Raw genomic sequence first — 19,970 nt, 5'->3', positions numbered from 1 at the left:
GTTTGTTCAATGTACGGTGGAGCGGGAGCGATCAGCAGCCAGGACCAGCAATCCGTACTTCATTGTTCACTATTTCATATGTGGCGCCCAGCACTTTGCAGAGCACGTCCAGTTTATCGTAAAAAGTGCCTTCTTCGAGAGACACGGTAATCCTGCATTTTTCGAACAGCCGCCTGTCGTAGCGGATATTCACGGCATAAGTCCCGGACAGTTCGTCTATCACCGCCGGGGCCGGGGTTTCGTCGAAGCTGAACCGGGGAGTCGGCGGAACAGGGTTTTCGAGGATGGTTTTATTGATAACAACCGACTTGGCCATCGTGTTGCGCCCGGCGTCATAAACCGCCTGTTCGTTGGGCAGCAGGATCCAGGCGCTATTGTCTCCAGCATGTGAAACGGACACTTTTCCCGAGCGCACGGCCACCGTGATGCTGCGTTCCCCGCTGATCCGGAAGCTGGTGCCCAGTACGCGGGTCACCACTTTCCCGGCGAAGACGGTGAAGGGCCGCTTCGGGTCGGGCGATACTTCGAAGAAAGCCGAGCCTTCCAGCCGTACGTTCCGGGCATCCGGGCCGGGCAGGCTTTGAAAATGCACCCTGGCGCCGGGGCTCAGCGTAATCCGCGATCCGTCTACCATTAATACGGTTTTCAGTCCCGCCCCGTTGTTGACCGCCGATATTTCCCCGTTTTCTCCTTTTTCGACGGCTGGCGCTTCCATGGCCATATTCCCTTTTCCTTCGGGCCGCCCGTTCACCCACCACCATCCCGCACCTGCCAGCAGCAATACCACCGCAGCGGCGGCCGCATAAGGCATCCAGCGGATTTTAGGGCGGAGGGCGCCCTGCATCTTTTCCCAGATTTCCCCGGCCAGCATATCGGCCGGAACGTGGGATTCCGCGGCATGAACGGCCAGCACGGCGCTTCGGCAGCGGTCCACCAACGCGCGGCGCTCCGTATCCCCGCCTATCCAGGCTTCCCAACGCGCGTCACCTTCCGCCGTAGGGCGTAAAGTCCATTGCACGAAGTCGTCGTTTCGCAGTAAAGTTTCCAGGTCGGATGGGTGGTTAGACATATGCTGAAGTGTGGTCGTTCCCATATAGGTGACCAAATCCGTTCCGCGATACTCACCTGGCGGCGTATTTTTTTGGATTTTTTTCCGAGGGAAGGAAAACTGCGGGGCTACGGCCGTTTTTTCAGCCTTCGCGGTAAAGGATAATGAGCGCAAGCGCCCCGGGCCCGAGCATTTCGCGGAGCTGCGACACGGCCCTGTGAAGAAGGTTGGCGGCGGATTGATAATTGACGGCCATAACGCTGGCGGCTTCTTCGGTGCTCAGCCCCTGGTAAAACCGCAGGTTGATCATTTCCTGCTGGCGCTTCGGCAAACGGTCGATGGCCCGGCGGATGAGCTGGCGGCGGATGATTTCGTTTTCGTGCTCGAGGATGATGGATTCCGGGTTGGCGGTGTCTGCCTGTTCGGGGAGCGAATCGGCGTACAGCAGGCGCACGGCCGCTTTCCGCATGAGTTTGTAGCGGAGGGCTTTCAACAGGTAGCCCCTCACCGAACCTGGCGACTGCAGGTTCGCGCGGGAGCGCCAAATTTCTACGAAAAGGTCCTGGATCACATCGCGCACCAACCCCTCGTCGCCGCTCACCCTGATCCCGTAAACGATCAGTGGCGGGGCGTGTTCATCATACAACTGCGCAAAGGCATCCCTGTCCCCTTTCCGGAAAGCCTCCCAGCCCGGGTCCGGTGCGGGAGGCGTGTTATCTTGTAGCGACATGCTGATACGGCGGCTTTCGTGCAGACAAGGTATGCATTATTCGTAAAAAATCCGATTTCACCCGGTAACCGGCAACCAAACCCCGTGCACAGGGGTTATTACAACATGAAAAAGGTAAAACAGATCACGTTCGCCGCGCGGCCCACCGGGCTCCCCGACGCTTCCATTTTCCGGATAGACGAAGTGCCGTTGCCCGACCCGAAAGAAGGCGAGCTTCAGCTGAAAGGCATGTTTTATTCCGTGGACCCGTACATGCGCGGACGGATGAATGAAGGAGAATCCTACGTGCCCCCGTTCCAGGTGAACAACGCGCTGGAAGGCGGCGTAGTGGCGGAAGTGACCGCTTCCCGCGATCCGAAATTCCAGCCGGGCGACGTAGTGCACGGCCCTTATCTCCCCTGGCGCACGGAAATGACCGTTCCCGCATCCGCCGTTCAAAAAGTCGACGCCAGCCTTGCACCACCCAGCTATTACCTCGGCGTGCTGGGGATGACGGGCCTCACGGCTTACATCGGCCTCATGGACATCGGCAAGCCGAAAGCCGGCGAAACCGTGGTGGTGTCCGGCGCTGCCGGGGCGGTGGGCTCCGTGGTCGGGCAGATCGCGAAGCATTTGGGCTGCAGAGCGGTAGGGATCGCCGGGTCGGAAGAAAAAGTGAAACTGCTGACGGAGTACTTCGGATTCGATGCCGCCATTAATTATAACGAGCCCGGGCTGGACGATCGCCTGTCGACGAGCTGCCCCAACGGCGTGGATATTTATTTCGACAATGTGGGCGGCGAAGTGTCTGACGCGGTGATGCGACAGCTGAATTTCTTTGCGCGGGTGCCGCTTTGCGGGCAAATCTCCTATTACAACGCCACCGAAGTGCCGACCGGCCCGCGCTGGCAGGGGTTCATGGTGACGCGGAGCATCCTCATGCAGGGGTTCATCATCCGCAATTACGCATCCCGGTTCCGCGAAGGGATCGAGTTTCTGGCGCCGCTCGTGAAGGCGGGCAAAATCAAGTCGGAAGAAACCGTGGCGGAAGGGTTCGAGAAACTACCGGAAGCCCTGCTCGGCCTGTTTTCCGGCAAAAACAAAGGAAAAATGATCGTAAAAGCCTGAGGGAACAGGCATAAAAAAAGCCGTCCCGGTATGATCGGGACGGCTTTTCCTTTTCCGCGAATTGCGATTATTTGCGTACCGCGAACCGGTAAACCGTTGTTTGTTTGTAGGTTTCCCCCGGCCGGAGAATGGCGCTGGGGAACGACGGCTGATTCGGAGAATCCGGGAAATGCTGGGTTTCCAGGCACATACCGGCGTGTTTTCCGTACACGGCTTTATTACGCGTGTTTTTCAGCGATCCGTCGAGGAAGTTGCCGCTGTAGAACTGAACACCCGGTTCGGTGGTGGCTACCGTCATCACGCGGCCGGAAACGGAATCGTACAGCATCCCGAATTCCTGCAGCCCCTCGCCTTCTTCCAGCACCCAGTTGTGGTCGTAGCCGCCCTGGACCTGGCTGATGCGCTCGCCGATCTTGTGCGGCGTAGTGAAATCCATGGCAGTTCCCGCCACGGAATCGAGGCGGCCCAGCGGGATGAGGTTTTCGTTCACCGGCGTGTAGCGCGGCGCGCGCAGCTGCAGCTCGTGGCCCAGGATGTCGTGGCTCCCACCGGCAGACAGGTTGAAATAGCTGTGGTTGGTGAGGTTGATGGGCGTTGCCTTGTCGGTTGTGGCCGTATAGTCGATCTGCAGGGCATTGTCGGCCGTGAGGGTGTAAACCACTTTCACGTCGAGGTTGCCGGGATAGCCTTCTTCCCCGTCTGCGGAGCGGTATTCCAGCAGCAGGCTGGAATCGCCGGCCTGGGGCGTGGCTTTCCAGATCACTTTATCGAAACCTTTCAGCCCACCGTGCAGGGTGTTGCCGTTATTATTGGGCGCCAGTTTATAGGTAACGCTGTCCAACGAGAACTGCGCATTGGCGATGCGGTTGGCGTACCGGCCCACGAGCGTCCCGAAATAAGGGTTGCCGGCCTGGAGGTAGCCGCTCAGGCTGTCGAACGAAAGCACCACGTTGCCGGGGGCTCCGCTCTTGTCTGGCGTGATGATATCGGTAATGATGCCGCCGTAGTTCAGGACCTTGACGATCATGCCGTTGGCGTTGGTGAGGGTGTACTGGGTCACTTCCGTGCCGCCCGTTTCGCCGTACCTGGCGCTGGTCAGCGATACCGAGGGCGCTTTGCCGCCACCGTCGCCACAGGCGGTAAAAGCCATGATGCCACCGGTAGACAGGGCCATGAGGGTCGATAACTTTTTCATGTAAAACGTGAAATTTTAAAACAGAATTCGGGTTTGATCCTTTAAATATCTGGATTAAATCCCGAAATTTCCAGCCAATTTTTCAGGAATGTTTGATAAATTGTCTGTGCGACATTTATATCGTGACCACGTAAAAAACTGATCCGCCTTGAGAATCGCCCAATACTCCAGCAAAAACAGGATGCTGGTGGCCGTAGACTGTATAATTTTTGGATTTGACGGAACGGAGCTGAAACTGCTCCTCATCAAACGGGGCTTCGAGCCCGAGAAGGGCCGCTGGAGCCTTGCCGGCGGACTCATGAAGCGAGACGAGAACATCGATCTTGCGGCTAGCCGTGTGTTGAAGGAGCTGACCGGCCTGGAGAACGTGTACATGGAACAGTTGTACATTTTCGGGGAAGTGGAGCGCGATCCGGTAGACCGAACGCTGTCTGTCGTATATTCCAGCCTGATCGACATTAACCGGTACACCCAGCAGATCAACCAGGATTACCATGCCGAGTGGTTCCCCCTCAAAAAACTGCCGTCCCTCATTTTCGACCATCGCGACATGGTGGCCCTGGCGCAGCAGAAGCTTCGCTACAAAGCCGCCTTCCATCCCATCGTGTTCGAAATGCTTCCGGAAAAATTCACGCTTCCCCAGCTCCAGCACCTCTATGAAGGTATTTTCGATACGCTGATGGATAAACGTAATTTTTCCCGGAAAGTATTGTCGACAGGGCTGCTCGTCAAGCAGAAAGACAAAGAAAAGGCCACCTCCAAAAGAGGCGCCTTTTACTATAAGCTCGACAAGCGGAAGTACCAGACCAAGTTCAACGCCTTCCTCAATTTCATTCCCAACCCGGATTCCATCCGCTAAAGCGGGTAAAACCGCCAGCTGGACTTGAAATCCTTATTGGGCAATTTGTCCAAAAGAATGGCGCGCACCATTTCCACCGGCATCGCGTTTTCGCGGATGATGGCGTCATGGAAGTCGCGGATGTTCATTTTCCCGCTGTCTACCAGTTCCTTCTTCAATGCTTCGAACTGTAACCCGCCGATCATGTAAGCGATCTGGTACAGCGGGCCGTACCCGCCGGTGAATGAGCGCCGAACCTCGCCTTCCGCGTTGGCGCGCTCGTGATTGACGCGCTCCACGAGGAAATCGATGCATTGCTGCGGCGTCCATTTATTCGTGTGATAGCTGAGGGAAAAGATGATGCGGGCGCAACGGTGCATCCGCCAGAACAGCATGCCCACGCGGTCTTCCGCAGAACGGGGGAAGCCCCTGTCCCACAACAGCCGCTCCCAGTACAATGCCCAGCCTTCCGTCCAGAACGGTGTATCGAAATGGCGATAGGCTTTGTAGCGGTCGTTCATGAACTGCTGCAATCCGTGCCCGGCCAGCAATTCGTGATGCACCACGGCGCGGGAGAAATGAGGGTTATTGCCACGGATCGACATCATCTTATCATCGTGGCGCATGGTGTTGGTCGGGAAAGCGATCAGCAGCTCTTCCCCGCCCAGGAAAAACGGCGCCACCAGTTGTCTTTCCGGCGACAGCATGTTCATCCGCCAGGTTTCCTCGGCCAGCGGCGGCAACGAGATCAATTGATGTGCTTTCAAAAACGCGACGGACTCATTGTACAGTCCCAACATCGCTTCCGGCTGCGAACCAGGCTCCACGGAAGTGCCTTTCACCTTTTCCATGGCGGCTTTCCAGTTATCGCCGAACCCCATGTCGCGGGAGGCTTTGAGCATTTCCTTTTCACACCAGGCGAATTCACGGTTGGCGATGGCGATCAGCTCGTCGGGTGAGTAAGGGATCATTTCGTGTTGGAGCAACACCTGTACGCCCGCCTGGCCGATGGGGTTGCCGATGATGCCCGACCCATCGTCTTTCTGCGACGGCGCGCGTTTGGCGATCTGCTGGAAGGTGTTGGCGTATTGGTTCAGCAGACTGTCCAGCACCCGGTACGGCGCGGGCATCCACCAGGAAAACTGCGGGTCGAAGCCGGTGTAAAATTCGTAGGTGCTTTTGATGGCCTGTTGCAAGCCCCGCGCGATGCCGGCGCCGCGCTGGGCCAGGAAGGGAGACAGCGCGCTGTCTTTCGCCAGCAAAGCCTGCTGCGCGCGAACGGCCTTGCCCGCCTCATTCCATGCGGCGGCGAGGGCGCGTGCGTTGGGCGTGAGGCCCCTGCGCCTGCGGGCTTCGGCGGCATAGAGCGAATCCGCGAACGGGAAATAGGGCTTCAACTGCGCTAATTCCGTCTTTTCGACGGTCAGCAGGTTCCGCTCCTGTTGCAGGTTACGGCGGAACAGTACATAATCGGCACGGGAGCCCGTGGGCAGTTTGTCCCAATCCAGCGCAGCCAGCCTTTGCATATAATCCGCGTACAGTTTTTCCAGTCTTTCCCGCCGTTCGGGCGAGTTGCGGATGGCGTAAAACCGTTGCAGGATGCCGCGGTCGGCCTCGAACTGCACCATAATATTATTGACTTCGCTGGTTTGCGCGTAGAGGTCGGTATCGGGGCGCTGCGCCATCGTGGTAGCGGAAAGCAGCAGCAGGCAGCAGGAAAGGAAATGTTTCATAGCAGGTAGCGGTAGGTTGTAAAAAAAGCGCTCTCCCGGTAAAGGAGAGCGCCAGGTATCGTTTGCGTGCGGGATTAGTGCACGTTCAATTGCTTGGACTCACCTTTCTTTTCCACGCCGATCACGCCGGTGGTGCCGCCGCCTTTCAGCGTCAGTTCAACGGGGGCGTTGGTTTTCCAGGCGCCGCGGGTAAAGTCGGGAATATCTACGCTGGAAGAACGTTTCGCGATGGATTTTCCGCTCAGCGGGAAGATGCAGCTCCATGCCACGCCGTCGTACACATCCTGGTCCAGCGGGAGGCCGTTGCGCAGACAGTCGATGAGGCGCCAGTCCATCATGAAGTCCATACCGCCATGACCGCCGACTTTCTTCGCCATTTCACCGATTTTGCGGATGATTTCCGGTGTGTATTGGTCGTAGAGTTTCTTCAGTTCCGCTTCGCTGATCCAGTCATGGCCGAAAGCGATGCGTTCGGGATCGGGCCATTTGCTGGCTACGCCTTTGGTACCGCTCACGAGGTGGATGCGGGAATACGGGCGGGGGAAGTTACATCGTGCTGTACCATCAACGTTTTGCCTTTAGCGGTTTTGATGGTGGTGGTGTTCATCTGGCCGCGGTAGTTTTTGCCTACGAATTCGTTGAAGAACGGATCTTCGGCCGCTTTGGCTTTCGCGATCTCGCCCATCATGAAATCGTTGCTGGACATAGACACGAGGTAATCCATTTTATCGCCGCGGTTGATGTTCATGCACTGTGCGATGGGGCCGAGGCCGTGGGTCGGGTACAGGCTGCCGTTGTGGGCGATGTTCTCGCGGAGGCGCCACATGTTCTGGTACCCTTTTTTCGAGAAGTTGAGATCGCGCAGATCGTGGATATACGCGCCTTCTGCGTGTACGATTTCGCCGAAGAGGCCCTGGCGCGCCATGTTGAGCGTCAGCAGCTCGAAGAAGTCGTAGCAGCAGTTCTCCAGCATCATGCAATGCTTTTTGGTGCGCTCGGAAGTTTCCACGAGTTTCCAGCAATCTTCGAGCGTAAGCGCGATGGGCACTTCGGACGCTGCGTGGCAACCGTGTTCCATGGCGTAAAGGGCCATAGGGGTGTGGAGGTCCCAGGGCGTGGTGATGTACACCAGGTCCAGTTTCTCCTTATCGATCATTTCCTTCCAGCCATTGGCGCCGGAATATTCCTTGGCCGCAGGGCGGCCCATTTTCGTAACGATGCCGTTCGATTTGGTGGCGCGCTCGGGCAGCAGGTCGCAGATGGCTACGATCTCAACACCATCGATATACGACATACGCTGAACCGCACCCGGCCCGCGCATACCCTGTCCGATGAAACCGATCCGCACCTTGTCGATCTTGGGAGCGGCATAACCGCTCATGTTGAAGCGTTGCGATTTCTTGGATTGATCCAACGCGATTTTCAGTTCCTCATCGCTGGGAACGGAAGATGCGAAAGACGGGATACCGGTCATCAGTGCGCCGGAACCGATCGCCAGGTGGCGAAGGAAATTTCTCCGATTTGAACTCATAGTGAATTGGTTGAGCTTGTAGACAATAAAGAGCCGGTTAAATTAATAAACATTTCCACTTTTTTCAGAAAAGCTCCACTAACGGTGAAAATTGTTGAAGAAATTATCAAATAACTGGATGGAATGGCAGAAAAAGCGGGCGACCGGTAAGCCGCCCGCTAAATATTTAGCTGAAAAAGAGGATCAGATGAGGGACAGGTTACCGCCGGACGGCATTTCATAAGGTTCATGACCGGCTTTGAAGATCCTGGCGCTGCCATTGCCCCGCAGTGTGATCTCCGTTCCTTTTACTTCGATCCAGCTGCCTTCGCGCAGGCCTACAACCGGAATGTTTTGCTGGGTGTGGAACTCGCGGATGCGGGTTTCGCGGGTTTCGCCCATATGCCCGGAATCGGGTTGCGGATCGAGGTAATGGGGGTTGAGGTTGAAGGGAACGAGGTCCATGGTCTGGAAACTGGGCGGGTACACGATGGGCATGTCGTTGGTGGTTTGCATGTTCACCCCGCCGATGTTGCTGCCGGCGCTCGTGCCCAGGTAAGGCTTCCCTCCTTCCACTTCGGCGGCCAGCAAATCCATGAGTTTATTTTCGTGCAGTTGTTTGACGAGGAGGAAGGTATTGCCGCCCCCGGTGAAGTAACCCGCGGCATGCCGGATGGCCACTTCCGGATCGGGGAAAGTATGCAGGCCCCGCACCTGGATGCCCCAGGCAGCGAAGGCCGCTGCGGCACGGGCGGTGTAATCGTCGTGGGAAATGCCGCCGGGGCGCGCATATGGGATGAAAACGATCTCCGGAATGCCGGCGAACAGTTCGCGGATAGCGGGTTCCAGGTAAGTGAGGTAATCCTGACCGAATAAAGTCGATGTACTGGCTAAAACAATCTTTCGCATGTCCTAAATTACGGAACCCGCGGCAAACGGGAACGCAGGAAGCATGGAATTTTGGGATTGCAGGATAAAGGATCCGCGGAGCCCCCGTTGCAAAGGGCCCCGCGGCATAAGCACGGCTGCATGGGATCAGGCGCCGCTGGCCTGCGCATAGGCGGCGGAATCTTCATAGAAGTGGTACGATACGATCTTGCCGTTGCGAACGGTGCATTTCAGCGCCCAATCGCTGGAAAACGTTTTGCCGGTGGCTTTCACGAGGTGCGTGAATTTGCCGCTGGCGAACACGGTTTCCCCTTCGCCGATCACCTGCTCTACCGTGAACGCCTGCGTCTGGAAGGCGGCGCCGAGGCCGGCCACGAATTCCCGCACGCCGGCGTGGCCTTTGTAGGAACCGTAGATTTGTCCGGCGGCACGGTTGCCGGCGCGAACGGCCGTGATTTCCGCGGCGGGGTCGAAGGTTTGGACGAGGGCTTCCAGGTCGCCTTTGCCGAATGCGGCGAAAAAGGCCTGAACGGTGGATTTGGCGGGCGCTTCATGGAAGCGGGGCGCCTGGGCATGGGGGTTCCGGGCCTGTGCCGGAACGAATCCGCCGGCCAGGCAAAGCACGATAAATAGCCTTTTCATGAGTCAAGATTTTGCGGGATCAAATGCCGCCAGTGGCGGTTTGAGGCATACAATGTAATTAAATGTCCTGTTTTGTAAATTATTTACAATTGCAAATTAAGGGAATAGTTTTTAATTTCACAACAATCATTGTAAATAATTTACAAAATGGACACGACGGAAGATTTGCAGTTCGATTTTGAGTTCCTGGGGCGCCTGGTAGTGGGGATCGGGGAAGTATCCCAGATCACGGGGATCCCGGCCAGGCAGATCCGGTATTGGGAAGACAAGGGTATTATCATCAGCCTGACGGAGGAAGAAGGCAAGAACCGGCGGTACGATTATGCCAATATCAAGAAGATGCTCCTCATCAAGGAGCTGCTCGACGAAGGTTTTACCCTAGATGCGGCGGCGGAGAAGATCCGCAAGCGGATGGACACCATCGAGAAGGCGCTCAAACGCCTCTCCCGCCCCGGCAAGCCGCCTAAGCACTAATACCCATGTGCCAATGCCTATTATTGATTAAATTGCGACAAACAGATAACGAAACCCATGTCTATCACGAACGAAGCGGAATTACAGGGCATGCAGGCGGCCGGAGAAGCGGTAGCCCTCACCCTGAAAGCTATGCGGGAACACGCCCGCCCGGGAATGTCGACCGGTGAACTGGACGAATTCGGCAATGCCGTGCTGGCGGCCTTCGGGGCCAAAAGCGCGCCTAAACTGACGTATGGTTTCCCTGGCTGGACCTGCATCTCGGTCAACAACGAGATCGCGCACGGCATCCCCTCGCTGAAGCGCATCCTGCAGGAGGGCGACCTCGTAAACGTGGACGTATCCGCCGAACTGAACGGGTTCTGGGCGGATAACGGTGGTTCTTTCGTGCTCGGGGAGGATATCTACGGTCATCAGAAACTCGTGGATGCCTCGCGTGACATTCTCCGCAAAGCGATCGCCAATATCCGCGACGGTGTGAAAATTGCCGAAATCGGCGGTTTGATCGAAGCGGAAGCGAAGAAAAGAGGCTACCGGGTGATAGAAAACCTCACCGGCCACGGCATCGGCCGCAGCCTCCACGAAGAGCCCCATTCCATCGCCAACTACTACGACAAATACAACCGTGCCCGTTTCCGCAAGAACGGCGTGGTGGCCATCGAAACCTTCATTTCCACCCGGGCTACCTGGGCCTATGAAAACGGCGATGGCTGGACGCTCCAGACCAAAGACGGCAGCTTCGTGGCCCAGCATGAGCACACCATCATGGTAACCGACGGCGCCCCCGTTCTCCTCACCGAAGGCAACGAAATCTGGAGTTAAATCCCCTCTAAAAAAATACTGCGCGACAGTCCCCGACCGGAGGCTGTCGCTTTTTTATATCCCCAAAAAATATTCGCAAATATGCAATCGTTTGCATATATTCGAATCCAGCCATTCCCGATAGTTATGAAAATACGCATCCAGCTACCGAAAAAATCATTCCGCCATTATCCAATCATGCCTGGCAAGCATTGAAAATGAATACGTTTTCCGCATTGCAAGATTTATCATCTTCCCGTCTGCGACACCGCTTTTTCATCACCCAAATTCCACTTATGCGAAAACGTTACCACTGGCTAGTTTGCCTGCTATTATGCTGTACCGGCGCTTCGGCCATCGATCGCAACGTGTCTGACATGACCGCGCTCAACGCCGCCATTTCGGCCGCGCAGCCCGGCGATCGCATCATTCTGCAAAACGGCACCTGGAACAATGCCGCCATCACTTTCAGTTCCTCCGGCACCTCAACCGCCGCTATAGAAATGCGCGCCCAAACGCCCGGCGGCGTCACGTTCACGGGCAATTCCACCCTCAACGTCACCGGCACTTACCTGGTAGTACGCGGGTTCAAATGGACCAACGGCACCGTCACCGGCAACGTGGTCACCATCCGCGGCAGCTACAACCGCATCACGCAGTGCGCCATCATCAACTTCAATTCCGGATCGAAATGGATGGTGCTCGACGGACTTCGCGCCCGCCTCGACCATTGCCATTTCGAAGGTAAAAACACCGTAGACCCCACCCTCCAGATCGAAGTGCGCGATAAAACCGCCGACTTCCATGTGGTGGAATACAACCACTTTTCCCGCCGCCCGCCGCTCGGCGTAAATGGCGGAGAAACCGTACGGGTAGGCTATTCCGGGCAAATGGACAATATCTCGCGGACGCTCTTCCAATACAACCTCTTCCGCGAATGCGACGGCGAAAACGAGATCATATCCAACAAAAGCGCGGAAAACCTCTACCGCTACAATACCTTCCGCCGCTCCGAAGGGCAGTTCTGCTTCCGCCACGGCGACCGTAACGTGCTCTACGCCAACTGGTTCCTCGGCGAAGGAAAAGCCAAAACCGGCGGCGTGCGCGTCATCGGCTCGCAGAACTACATCATCAATAACTTCTTCTATGGCCTGGATGCGGCCAATTCTACCGGCGATGCAGTGATCATCCTCCAGAAAGGACAGGATTACCCGGCCGGGGAAGTCCGCTTCAACCCGCAGATCAACGGCTGCGTGATCGCCTACAACACCATCGGCGAATTCACCAGCGGCCGCGCCATCGATCTGAACAACGGTTCCCGGCCACTGTCCCCCACCGGCGTGAAAGTCGCCAATAACGTGGTCGTAGACGCCAACCAACCGCTCGTAGCCAATACCCTCACCGGTTCCGAAACCTGGCAGGGAAACATTTTCTCCGGCACCCTCGGCATCACGAACCCCGGCGGCATCACCATCGCCAACCCGCAACTGGAATCGGCGGGCAGCTGGCGCATCGGCGCGTCAAGCCCCGCCATAGACGCCGGCGTTGGCGGATGGGGCGGCGTGCTCGATATTTCCGGACTGCCGGTAGATATCAATGTATCGTTCGACATCGACGGACAGGCGCGCACTTCCTCCAAAGACGCAGGGGCCGACGAGCGCGTGTCCGGAACGGTCACCAATCGTCCGCTCGACTCGATGGACGTTGGGCCGGCCTGGATGGGCGGTCCTCCCGACCCGGACGCTCCTCCCGCGCTCGCCAATCTCGCCCTCAACAAATCCGTGACGGCCAGTAGTCAACCCCAACCCGAAAACCCTGCTACCTCGGCGGTAGACGGCGATGTGAACACCCGCTGGTCGGCCAGCGTGTACCCGCAGTGGCTCGAAGTGGACCTGGGCGCGGTGTACGATATTTCGAAAACGGAAGTGGTCTGTTTCAGCGACCGCGCCTATCAATTCACAATCCAGGCCAAAACCACGGCTGGCGGCAGTTTCACGCAAATCGTGAACCGTTCCGCCAACACCACGCCGGGAACGGTAGCTTCACCGATCACGGATAATTTCAGTCCGGTAGCGGCGCGGTACGTGCGCATCAACGTGACCGGCGCGGCGGATTATACCGGCACCTGGGCGAGCATTTCGGAGCTGCGCGTGTTCGGGGAAAGCGGTGGCGGCGGGGCTTTGATGCAGGCGAAACTGGACGGCGGAACGGGGGAACTGTCGAAGGAAGTGAAGCTGGAAGTATATCCCAACCCCGTATCCGGCGGGGCATCCACGATAAAATATTCCCTCCCGAAAGCGGGAAACGTGCAGATTTCCGTCTATAACATGAACGGACAAACGCAAACATTGTTCAATGCGCGCCAGGAAGCCGGCGAGCATACGCTGCGCTGGCCGCAATCACCACAGCCTTCGGGCGTGTACATCCTGCGGCTGCAATCCGGGCGCATGGACAGGCAGGTACGCCTGGTGGTGGCGCGATAAAAACTGAAGGTTACAACGAAAGTCAACGGGGCGCGGTTGAAATTACCGGCCCCGTTGTTTATCTTGACACAAATTCCACCCATCTTATGACCCTTTCCCAAAGAATCGCGTCGATAGACATTACCCGTGCCCTGACGATGACGCTCATGATCTTCGTCAACGACCTCTGGACCCTGCACGACATTCCCCTGTGGCTCGAGCACACCAAGCCCCGGGAAGACGGTATGGGCCTGGCGGATACCGTGTTTCCGGCATTCCTGTTCATTGTAGGTATGAGCATTCCTTACGCGGTGGCCAACCGTATCAAAAAGGGCGACGGTACCTGGGCGCTCGTCCGCCATGCGCTGGAGCGCGGGATCGGTTTGCTGGTGATGGGGCTGGTATTGGTAAACGGGGAATACCTGAACGAGGGGGCAACCGGCCTGTCGCGCGGGGTGTGGAACGCGATCGCCTGTACATCGTTCATACTCATCTGGAACCAATATCCGGCCGGCTGGCCGAACGTCCGCAAATACGTGCTCAAAGCGATCGGCATCGCCGGGTTGCTGTTGTTGGTCAGCGTTTGCCGCGGCGGCGAGCAGGCGCAGGGCTTTTCGACGTACTGGTGGGGGATTTTGGGATTGATTGGCTGGGCTTACCTCGTGGGGGCGCTCACTTTCATCCTTGGCAAAGGCAAAATCGGCGTCGTACTGGGCGTTTGGCTCGTGTGCATGGCTTTCAACATGGCGGCGCATGGCGGTCTCATCGCGGAAGATCATCCGCTACGGCGGTTCCTGGCCCCGGTGGGCGACGGCGGACTGGCGGCCCTCGTGCTCGGGGGAACGGTGGCATCCATTCTTTTCCGGGATTTCGTGGAGAAAGGGCGCCGTATTCCCGTTATCGGATGGTTAACCGGCATAGCTGCGGGGCTCCTGGCGGTAGGGATCGCCACACGGCCGGTCTGGGGCATTTCGAAAGTGATGGTGACGCCCAGTTGGGTGTATATCTGCAGTGCGATCACGTTGTTCGTTTTCACGCTGGTGTACTGGATCGCGGACCTGAAAGGGAAAGGCGATGCTTTCAGGATCATTAAACCTGCGGGGACGGACACGTTGCTGTGTTACCTGATGCCTTATTACGCTTATGCTTTGATGGGCGCACTGTCCATCCCGATGATGTTCCCCTGGGGCGGGGTTCCCGGGCTGTTGAAATCGCTCGCCTTCGCGCTGATCATCGTTCAACTGACGGGATGGATCAGCAAACGGGGAATCCGGCTGAAACTGTAAATTTGTAGCATGACTACTATCGAGAATGAGATCCTGCGCGTGCAGATCAGCCCGAAAGGCGCGGAACTGCAGGCTATCCAACGGAAAGACAATCATCTGGAATACCTCTGGAGCGGCGATGCCGCTTTCTGGGGAAAGAAAAGCCCGGTACTGTTCCCCATCGTGGGCGGACTGAAAAACAACCAGTACCGTTTCAACGGGAAAACCTACGAACTGGGGCGTCATGGCTTCGCGCGGGATAAAACCTTTGAACTGACGGAGCAGACGCCGCATTCGGCGACGTTCGTGTTGACAGACGATGCAGACTCCCTGGCCCGATACCCCTTCCCTTTCACACTGAGCATCCGGTATGCGGTGAACGACGCCACGCTGACCGTCCGCTACACGGTGCAAAATACCGGCGACCAGCCTATGTATTTTTCGATCGGGGCGCATCCTGCTTTCAGGGTCCCGCTGGCGGAGGGGACGCATTACGACGACTACGCGCTCCACTTCAATGCCCCTGAGAACGCAGCCCTGTGGCCGCTTTCGCCCGAAGGGCAAATCCTCGACGAACCGGTTGCGTACTTCGACAACGCGCAGGAACTGCCGCTTACCAAATCACTGTTTTTGAAAGATGCGCTCGTCTTCAAACACCTCGCGTCCAACGCCATTTCCCTCCGCAGCGATACAACGCCGCATGGGCTCGAGCTGCGTTTTCCGGGATTCCCGTACATGGGGATCTGGGCCGCTCCCAACGCCGATTTCGTGTGCATCGAGCCGTGGTGCGGGATCGCAGACCATGTAAGCGCCAACGGAGACATCACCCGGAAGGAAGGTATCATCGAACTGGCACCCGAAGCCATCTTCCAGCGGGAATGGTCGGCCGTATTTTTCTAGTTCCCAATGTTAAATTTCAACCGTCTTTCCGGCTGATTTCAGCCGGGATTACCCCCTATTTGCCTGCAAACCAATTCGTTTGTGCGAAGGTGTCGTAACATGTATTAACATTTTAACCAGATCGAATTCCCTTAATTGCGACCGTTAATGCATTGTTAATCTAATACACCTACCCCCAATGTCTATTTTCGATTACCCCAGGATCAATTTCAAGGGCCTGATTTCCATCAACGTAGGCACTGCGAACAATGACGATTATTCCGGCGAGCAGTTCGCATCCGGCCCTTACGCCGGGCAACCCGTCCGCCTGGCCGACTCCGCCAGCGTTCAACCCATGACTTACGGCATGACCGACGATGCCTGGGTGAACTGGGCCATCACCCCGCTCGGCGTCTACAATCCCCCGCCTGCCAATCCCTGCGCCACCACGGCCAAGCGGTTCGAAGGCGAAAGGCCCGCCCCTTCCGCGGAATTCACCGTCAACGACACCATTTTCCCGGGAGAATGGAACTATTACGGCGATATGGGACTGGATATGATCGGCGTGAACGTGACCGGCATCAACGACCCGAACAACGTGATGCCCTCTTCCCTGAAAAGCCAGATCTCCGTGGCCCAGCTGTCGTTCCTCAACCGCACCGGCCCCAACGGGAGAAGCACCGGCATGGTGATCGACATCAACCCGGAAGACCCTACCAACACCCAGCTTTACACCGATTTCCTCAGTCTCATTGCCGGTGATACGGCGTTGTTCATGGGCAAGCCTTCCAAAGCCATGACGCGCTGGATCAACTTTTTCAAGAACGGCGCGCTGACGGGCCCCAACGGCGCGGCGGCCATGTTCCAATGCGTGATCCCCCTCAGCGAGCTCACCGGCCAACCAATCCTCCAGGGCATGCCGTCCAACTCCCCCACCGCGGCCAAAAAACCGCTGGCGGGCATCGTTTGCCGGTTTACGGTGTACCGTCCGCTACAGAAAATCAACGTCTTCAAATACAAAGGCCAGGCCTACATCGACCAGATGAACGCCCTGTACGCCGTGCAGGGCACCAATTCCGACTTCCTGGAAATCCAGGGAACGGTTGCGCCCTGGTTCGAAGGCGATGCCACTTCCCAGACCACGGGCCGCTACCTCGAGCCGCAAACCTTCCCCTGGCCGATCGGCTGGAAAGGCAATACCATGGGCGCTCCCAAAATGCAGATGCCACCTGCAATACTGTATTACCGTACAGACGACAGCATCTACAAAATCTCCCCGCAAATATCCCTCGACCTTTCTCCCGTACTGCCCGATCTGTACATGGGCAATTACGATCCCATGGTCACCGGGAACAACCCCAAATTCGATCTGGGCGCTATTTCGCTTTTGATCGGCGATCCTGCCAATCCGCAGTCGCCCAACAACTTTACCCTTGGCCAGATCAATTACATGGATGTAAAAGCCAACGACGCCAACGGCTGGATTTTCGACTTCGGTTGGAACGCTTTCATCAATGCCCGGGTGCGGGAAGGCCAGCCATTCTTCCTGTATTGCACGGGGCCGATGGGCATCAGCCAGGTGATCCACGTCGAAAAACCGCTGTTCCTGTTTTCCGAAACCTCCGGTGTGTATGCGGAACAGAATACGGCCAATCCCAACGCCACCACCACGCAATTCCGCGACTATGGCCCGGGAACGGTGCCAATTTCGTTTATCGGGTATAAAAACGGGGAAAAGCTGACGAACAACGGCGGATACAATTACCAGCTCTGGTATTACGATACCACGCCCAACCAGGCGCCGGGCAACGCCGTCAAACTGCAGGACAATTACAACCTCGGCGATCCCGTTTCACTGCCAGTGAGCAAAAAGGGGAACGTCCTCATCACCTGCACCACGAGCGACAATCCGCCGCCATCCTGCTATGCACAGTTCAATCCGTTGACCGGTTCCATCATCAACGTACGGGTGTTACCGAACGACGAAGATTATTCGCAATACTACAAAGACCCCGGTTCGCCGCAACCCACCGGCAACGACAAGCTCACCTGGGACGTGGTGTACAATAAGGTGCTCCGGAACTATTACCTCCTCTACCCGGCCATGAGCCAGGTGGTGAAGCTCAACGACCCCAACATCTGGAAAGACCCCGTGATGGCACGCGCCCTCATGGACAGGATCAGTCTTGCGCAATGGGCGAATTCCGTGGCCATGCCCCGCACCCGCGACCTGTCTGATTCCCGCCGCAAATTGCTCACCGCCTGGTGCCTCAAAATCATCAACCCCTAAAAAACACATCCATGAAACACCTCATTCTCGGCCTGTTGCTCTGCGGATGCTTGTCCGCCGCCGCGCAGGCGCCTTACACCATCACGCTGAACAAAGCCGCGAACCAGCCTGCGCCGGCGCTCCAATCGTATTGTATCGCCACATTGGGGAGCTATTGGCTGCTCATAGGCGGGCGCACCAACGGGTTCCACGGCACGGCGGGCTCCGGGTCCACCTTTCCCACTTCCGCATCCAACACATCGATCTGGGTGATAGACGTTTCCTCCAATAAATCGTGGAAAGCCGCTATCCCGGCCAATCTGCAATATCAGCTCAGCTCCACCAACATCGCCTATTACCAGGACGGGAATACGCTGTACCTGATCGGCGGATATGGTGCGGGATGCGCGAACGACGGTTGTTACCAAACTTTCCCGCAATTGACCGCCATCGATGTGCAGCGGACCATCGCCGCCGTCCAGAACGGTTATGCGCTCAACAATTACATCAAAACCACGACAGACAGCCGCATGGCCGTTACCGGCGGATATCTCGTGAAGCTGAACGACTGGTTCCACCTCGTGATGGGGCAGAATTATACCGGGAAATATTCCGGCGGGGTGACGGGGAAATATACCGAGCAGATCGCGCGGTTCAAGATCGACAACAGCGGTTCAGCCCCGGCCATTACCAATTACAGTGTGATCACGACCAACGAACAGTACAACGGCGCCAACCAGTTCCACCGTCGCGATTATCCTTCCGTGAAGATGGTGATGCCCGCCAACAGGAACGTGGGCGTGGCGGTGTTCGGCGGCGTGTTCAACAACCAGGGCGGGCCGTTCATCAACCCGGTGTATTTCGAGGATATGGGTTTTAATACCCTCGCACAGATCGATACGAATTTCAGGCAACGGTTCTGCATGTACGATTGCGCCGCTGTTTCCGCGTATAATTCCTCCACCGGTGAAGCATACGTGTCTTTCATCGGCGGTATTACGGACTGGTATATCGACGACAGCGGGAACGAAGTGCCGGGCAACGCGTCGAATTTCATGCCCTGGTTCAACCGTGTATCTACGATCGTACGGTCTATGAACGGCACACAGGAATATCCACAGAGGAATGTTACCCTCCCCGGCTACATCGGGGCCAATGCAGCTTTCATCCTGAATCCGGCTATTTCGCTGATCGACAAATCGGGAGAAGTGATCGATTACGCGAAATTACAAACCGGCAAAAATCTGATCGGATGGATGTATGGCGGGATCGAAGCCACCGCCCCGCAAAGCAACGGTTTCAACCCGACCAGCGCCAGTAGCACGATTTACGAGGTATGGTTGCAGAAAAACTGATCCGGAAGGGTTGGTTTTTCGAAAAAAGAAAGCCGCGCTTTTTGCGCGGCTTTGCTATTTAACATTTGAGCGTTTTCTTTTTCTTCGCCCCGCCCGGCCTCCCGCGCGACGCGGCGATGTACCCTTCGGCTTCGGGCACTTTGCAGGCCGTGTTCCCCATGTTCACCGTTACCGTCCCGATGTTGCGGGCCGCGGCCACTGCGGCGGCGTGCGCGGCGTCTACGTACGTTCCCGCGCCGATGACGAACCCGTTCATCACGTAGCGCACGCGGTTGGGCGCACCATGGATTTCTTTTTCTATGCGTTTGAGCAGCGCCAGCACTTTGGGTACGTCGATCTGATCGTCGGGGAGCAGGGAAACCAGTCCGCCGAGCGTCGCCCATCCGCTGACGGCTATTTCCGGAGCAGGATCGTCGATCCACGACAGCGCGATGTTCCAGGCATCCGGATGTTCGGCGGTAACCCAGGGCACCGAGTATTCGCTGATGGCGCCGGCATTGGGCGTTTCGGCCCAGTGGCGGAGTTGCGCGGGCGTCATGAGGGCACCGTTGGCGGCGAGGCCGGCCAGGTACTGCGCATCGTAATGCCCGGTATCGTAGAGCGCCAGGGCGAGGGCCTGGTCTTTGCGGATCTGTTTGAGGATCACCTTCAGGTCGGAGACTTTCACACCGGAAATGGGTTCGCGGCCGCCGTGGTTCATGAGCGTTTTCTTCGTCTGGGCCGTTCCTGCGGCGGCGATGGCCGCCATGGTTTCTGCGAGTGTCATGGTGCAGG

The 19,970-nt window shown here is 57.1% G+C and carries 18 protein-coding genes; 9 read left to right on the top strand and 9 right to left on the bottom strand.

The annotated features are described in order from the left end of the window. Positions 1–31: 31 nt before the first annotated feature. Both WJU22_RS14990 and WJU22_RS14985 read right to left on the bottom strand, forming a co-directional pair. Positions 32–1,069, bottom strand: coding sequence for a FecR family protein (locus WJU22_RS14990; protein WP_341838993.1), 1,038 nt, complete (start codon positions 1,067–1,069; stop codon positions 32–34). Positions 1,070–1,190: 121 nt separating this feature from the next. Then, on the bottom strand, positions 1,191–1,778 hold the full coding sequence (locus WJU22_RS14985; RefSeq protein WP_341838992.1) for a sigma-70 family RNA polymerase sigma factor: 588 nt from the start codon (positions 1,776–1,778) through the stop codon (positions 1,191–1,193). A 105-nt stretch (positions 1,779–1,883) separates the two neighbouring features. Here WJU22_RS14985 and WJU22_RS14980 point away from each other — a divergent pair, with 105 nt between their 5' ends. Further along, positions 1,884–2,885 (top strand): NADP-dependent oxidoreductase, encoded by a 1,002-nt coding sequence (locus tag WJU22_RS14980; RefSeq protein ID WP_341838991.1) that lies wholly within the window; start codon positions 1,884–1,886, stop codon positions 2,883–2,885. A gap of 67 nt (positions 2,886–2,952) precedes the next feature. Here the strand turns inward: WJU22_RS14980 and WJU22_RS14975 are convergent, their stop codons facing one another. Then, entirely contained in the window at positions 2,953–4,080 is a 1,128-nt protein-coding gene (locus WJU22_RS14975; RefSeq protein ID WP_341838990.1) for an aldose epimerase family protein, read from the bottom strand. A 148-nt stretch (positions 4,081–4,228) separates the two neighbouring features. On the opposite strand from WJU22_RS14975, the gene WJU22_RS14970 reads away from it, so the two are divergent. Further along, complete coding sequence (locus WJU22_RS14970) at positions 4,229–4,939, top strand: NUDIX hydrolase (RefSeq protein ID WP_240646639.1); 711 nt, start codon at positions 4,229–4,231, stop codon at positions 4,937–4,939. On the opposite strand, the gene WJU22_RS14965 is transcribed toward WJU22_RS14970, so the two are convergent. The 5 genes from WJU22_RS14965 to WJU22_RS14945 form a co-directional block, all read right to left on the bottom strand. Beyond that, the gene (locus WJU22_RS14965; RefSeq protein WP_341838989.1) at positions 4,936–6,651 is read right to left on the bottom strand and encodes a DUF885 family protein; all 1,716 of its coding nucleotides are present in this window, start codon (positions 6,649–6,651) and stop codon (positions 4,936–4,938) included. The genes WJU22_RS14970 and WJU22_RS14965 overlap by 4 nt on opposite strands. Before the next feature lie 74 nt (positions 6,652–6,725). Continuing rightward, complete coding sequence (locus WJU22_RS14960) at positions 6,726–7,166, bottom strand: hypothetical protein (RefSeq protein ID WP_341838988.1); 441 nt, start codon at positions 7,164–7,166, stop codon at positions 6,726–6,728. Then, positions 7,163–8,182 (bottom strand): Gfo/Idh/MocA family protein, encoded by a 1,020-nt coding sequence (locus WJU22_RS14955; protein WP_341838987.1) that lies wholly within the window; start codon positions 8,180–8,182, stop codon positions 7,163–7,165. The genes WJU22_RS14960 and WJU22_RS14955 overlap by 4 nt, the downstream gene beginning before the upstream one ends. Before the next feature lie 183 nt (positions 8,183–8,365). Further along, positions 8,366–9,070, bottom strand: a complete 705-nt coding sequence (gene pepE / locus WJU22_RS14950; RefSeq protein WP_341838986.1) for a dipeptidase PepE — start codon at positions 9,068–9,070, stop codon at positions 8,366–8,368. Positions 9,071–9,196: 126 nt separating this feature from the next. After that, entirely contained in the window at positions 9,197–9,691 is a 495-nt protein-coding gene (locus WJU22_RS14945) for a nuclear transport factor 2 family protein (RefSeq protein WP_341838985.1), read from the bottom strand. A 147-nt stretch (positions 9,692–9,838) separates the two neighbouring features. Here WJU22_RS14945 and WJU22_RS14940 point away from each other — a divergent pair, with 147 nt between their 5' ends. The 7 genes from WJU22_RS14940 to WJU22_RS14910 all read left to right on the top strand — a co-directional run bounded on the left by WJU22_RS14940 (position 9,839) and on the right by WJU22_RS14910 (position 19,196). Then, positions 9,839–10,165: a MerR family transcriptional regulator gene (locus WJU22_RS14940; RefSeq protein ID WP_341838984.1), complete on the top strand. Its 327-nt coding sequence runs from the start codon at positions 9,839–9,841 to the stop codon at positions 10,163–10,165. Positions 10,166–10,222: 57 nt separating this feature from the next. Beyond that, positions 10,223–10,987: a type I methionyl aminopeptidase gene (gene map, locus WJU22_RS14935; protein ID WP_341838983.1), complete on the top strand. Its 765-nt coding sequence runs from the start codon at positions 10,223–10,225 to the stop codon at positions 10,985–10,987. Between the two features lie 275 nt (positions 10,988–11,262). Then, on the top strand, positions 11,263–13,449 hold the full coding sequence (locus WJU22_RS14930; protein WP_341838982.1) for a chondroitinase-B domain-containing protein: 2,187 nt from the start codon (positions 11,263–11,265) through the stop codon (positions 13,447–13,449). 86 nt (positions 13,450–13,535) lie between these two features. Continuing rightward, positions 13,536–14,714 carry a heparan-alpha-glucosaminide N-acetyltransferase domain-containing protein gene (locus tag WJU22_RS14925; RefSeq protein ID WP_341838981.1) on the top strand — a complete coding sequence of 393 codons (1,179 nt, stop codon included), beginning with the start codon at positions 13,536–13,538 and terminating at the stop codon, positions 14,712–14,714. A gap of 9 nt (positions 14,715–14,723) precedes the next feature. Continuing rightward, the gene (locus tag WJU22_RS14920) at positions 14,724–15,593 is read left to right on the top strand and encodes an aldose 1-epimerase family protein (protein WP_341838980.1); all 870 of its coding nucleotides are present in this window, start codon (positions 14,724–14,726) and stop codon (positions 15,591–15,593) included. 178 nt (positions 15,594–15,771) lie between these two features. Next, on the top strand, positions 15,772–17,862 hold the full coding sequence (locus WJU22_RS14915; RefSeq protein ID WP_341838979.1) for a hypothetical protein: 2,091 nt from the start codon (positions 15,772–15,774) through the stop codon (positions 17,860–17,862). A gap of 11 nt (positions 17,863–17,873) precedes the next feature. Beyond that, positions 17,874–19,196, top strand: coding sequence for a hypothetical protein (locus WJU22_RS14910; RefSeq protein ID WP_341838978.1), 1,323 nt, complete (start codon positions 17,874–17,876; stop codon positions 19,194–19,196). A 58-nt stretch (positions 19,197–19,254) separates the two neighbouring features. Here the strand turns inward: WJU22_RS14910 and WJU22_RS14905 are convergent, their stop codons facing one another. Next, positions 19,255–19,962, bottom strand: coding sequence for a DNA alkylation repair protein (locus WJU22_RS14905; protein WP_341838977.1), 708 nt, complete (start codon positions 19,960–19,962; stop codon positions 19,255–19,257). Between the last annotated feature and the right edge of the window lie 8 nt (positions 19,963–19,970).

The organism is Chitinophaga caseinilytica, from assembly GCF_038396765.1.
GTDB classification, from domain to species: Bacteria; Bacteroidota; Bacteroidia; order Chitinophagales; family Chitinophagaceae; genus Chitinophaga; species Chitinophaga caseinilytica.
Note: the sequence above shows the minus strand (reverse complement) of the source record. Positions and strands in the feature narration are given on the sequence as shown.

Bases quoted from the DNA above. Each gene is read 5' to 3' on its own strand.
- WJU22_RS14990 (WP_341838993.1), bottom strand. From the start codon at position 1,069: ATGTCTAACCACCCATCCGACCTGGAAACTTTACTGCGAAACGACGAC.
- WJU22_RS14985 (WP_341838992.1), bottom strand. From the start codon at position 1,778: ATGTCGCTACAAGATAACACGCCTCCCGCACCGGACCCGGGCTGGGAG.
- WJU22_RS14980 (WP_341838991.1), top strand. From the start codon at position 1,884: ATGAAAAAGGTAAAACAGATCACGTTCGCCGCGCGGCCCACCGGGCTC.
- WJU22_RS14975 (WP_341838990.1), bottom strand. From the start codon at position 4,080: ATGAAAAAGTTATCGACCCTCATGGCCCTGTCTACCGGTGGCATCATG.
- WJU22_RS14965 (WP_341838989.1), bottom strand. From the start codon at position 6,651: ATGAAACATTTCCTTTCCTGCTGCCTGCTGCTGCTTTCCGCTACCACG.
- WJU22_RS14955 (WP_341838987.1), bottom strand. From the start codon at position 8,182: ATGAGTTCAAATCGGAGAAATTTCCTTCGCCACCTGGCGATCGGTTCC.
- pepE (WP_341838986.1), bottom strand. From the start codon at position 9,070: ATGCGAAAGATTGTTTTAGCCAGTACATCGACTTTATTCGGTCAGGAT.
- WJU22_RS14945 (WP_341838985.1), bottom strand. From the start codon at position 9,691: ATGAAAAGGCTATTTATCGTGCTTTGCCTGGCCGGCGGATTCGTTCCG.
- WJU22_RS14940 (WP_341838984.1), top strand. From the start codon at position 9,839: ATGGACACGACGGAAGATTTGCAGTTCGATTTTGAGTTCCTGGGGCGC.
- map (WP_341838983.1), top strand. From the start codon at position 10,223: ATGTCTATCACGAACGAAGCGGAATTACAGGGCATGCAGGCGGCCGGA.
- WJU22_RS14930 (WP_341838982.1), top strand. From the start codon at position 11,263: ATGCGAAAACGTTACCACTGGCTAGTTTGCCTGCTATTATGCTGTACC.
- WJU22_RS14925 (WP_341838981.1), top strand. From the start codon at position 13,536: ATGACCCTTTCCCAAAGAATCGCGTCGATAGACATTACCCGTGCCCTG.
- WJU22_RS14920 (WP_341838980.1), top strand. From the start codon at position 14,724: ATGACTACTATCGAGAATGAGATCCTGCGCGTGCAGATCAGCCCGAAA.
- WJU22_RS14915 (WP_341838979.1), top strand. From the start codon at position 15,772: ATGTCTATTTTCGATTACCCCAGGATCAATTTCAAGGGCCTGATTTCC.
- WJU22_RS14910 (WP_341838978.1), top strand. From the start codon at position 17,874: ATGAAACACCTCATTCTCGGCCTGTTGCTCTGCGGATGCTTGTCCGCC.
- WJU22_RS14905 (WP_341838977.1), bottom strand. From the start codon at position 19,962: ATGACACTCGCAGAAACCATGGCGGCCATCGCCGCCGCAGGAACGGCC.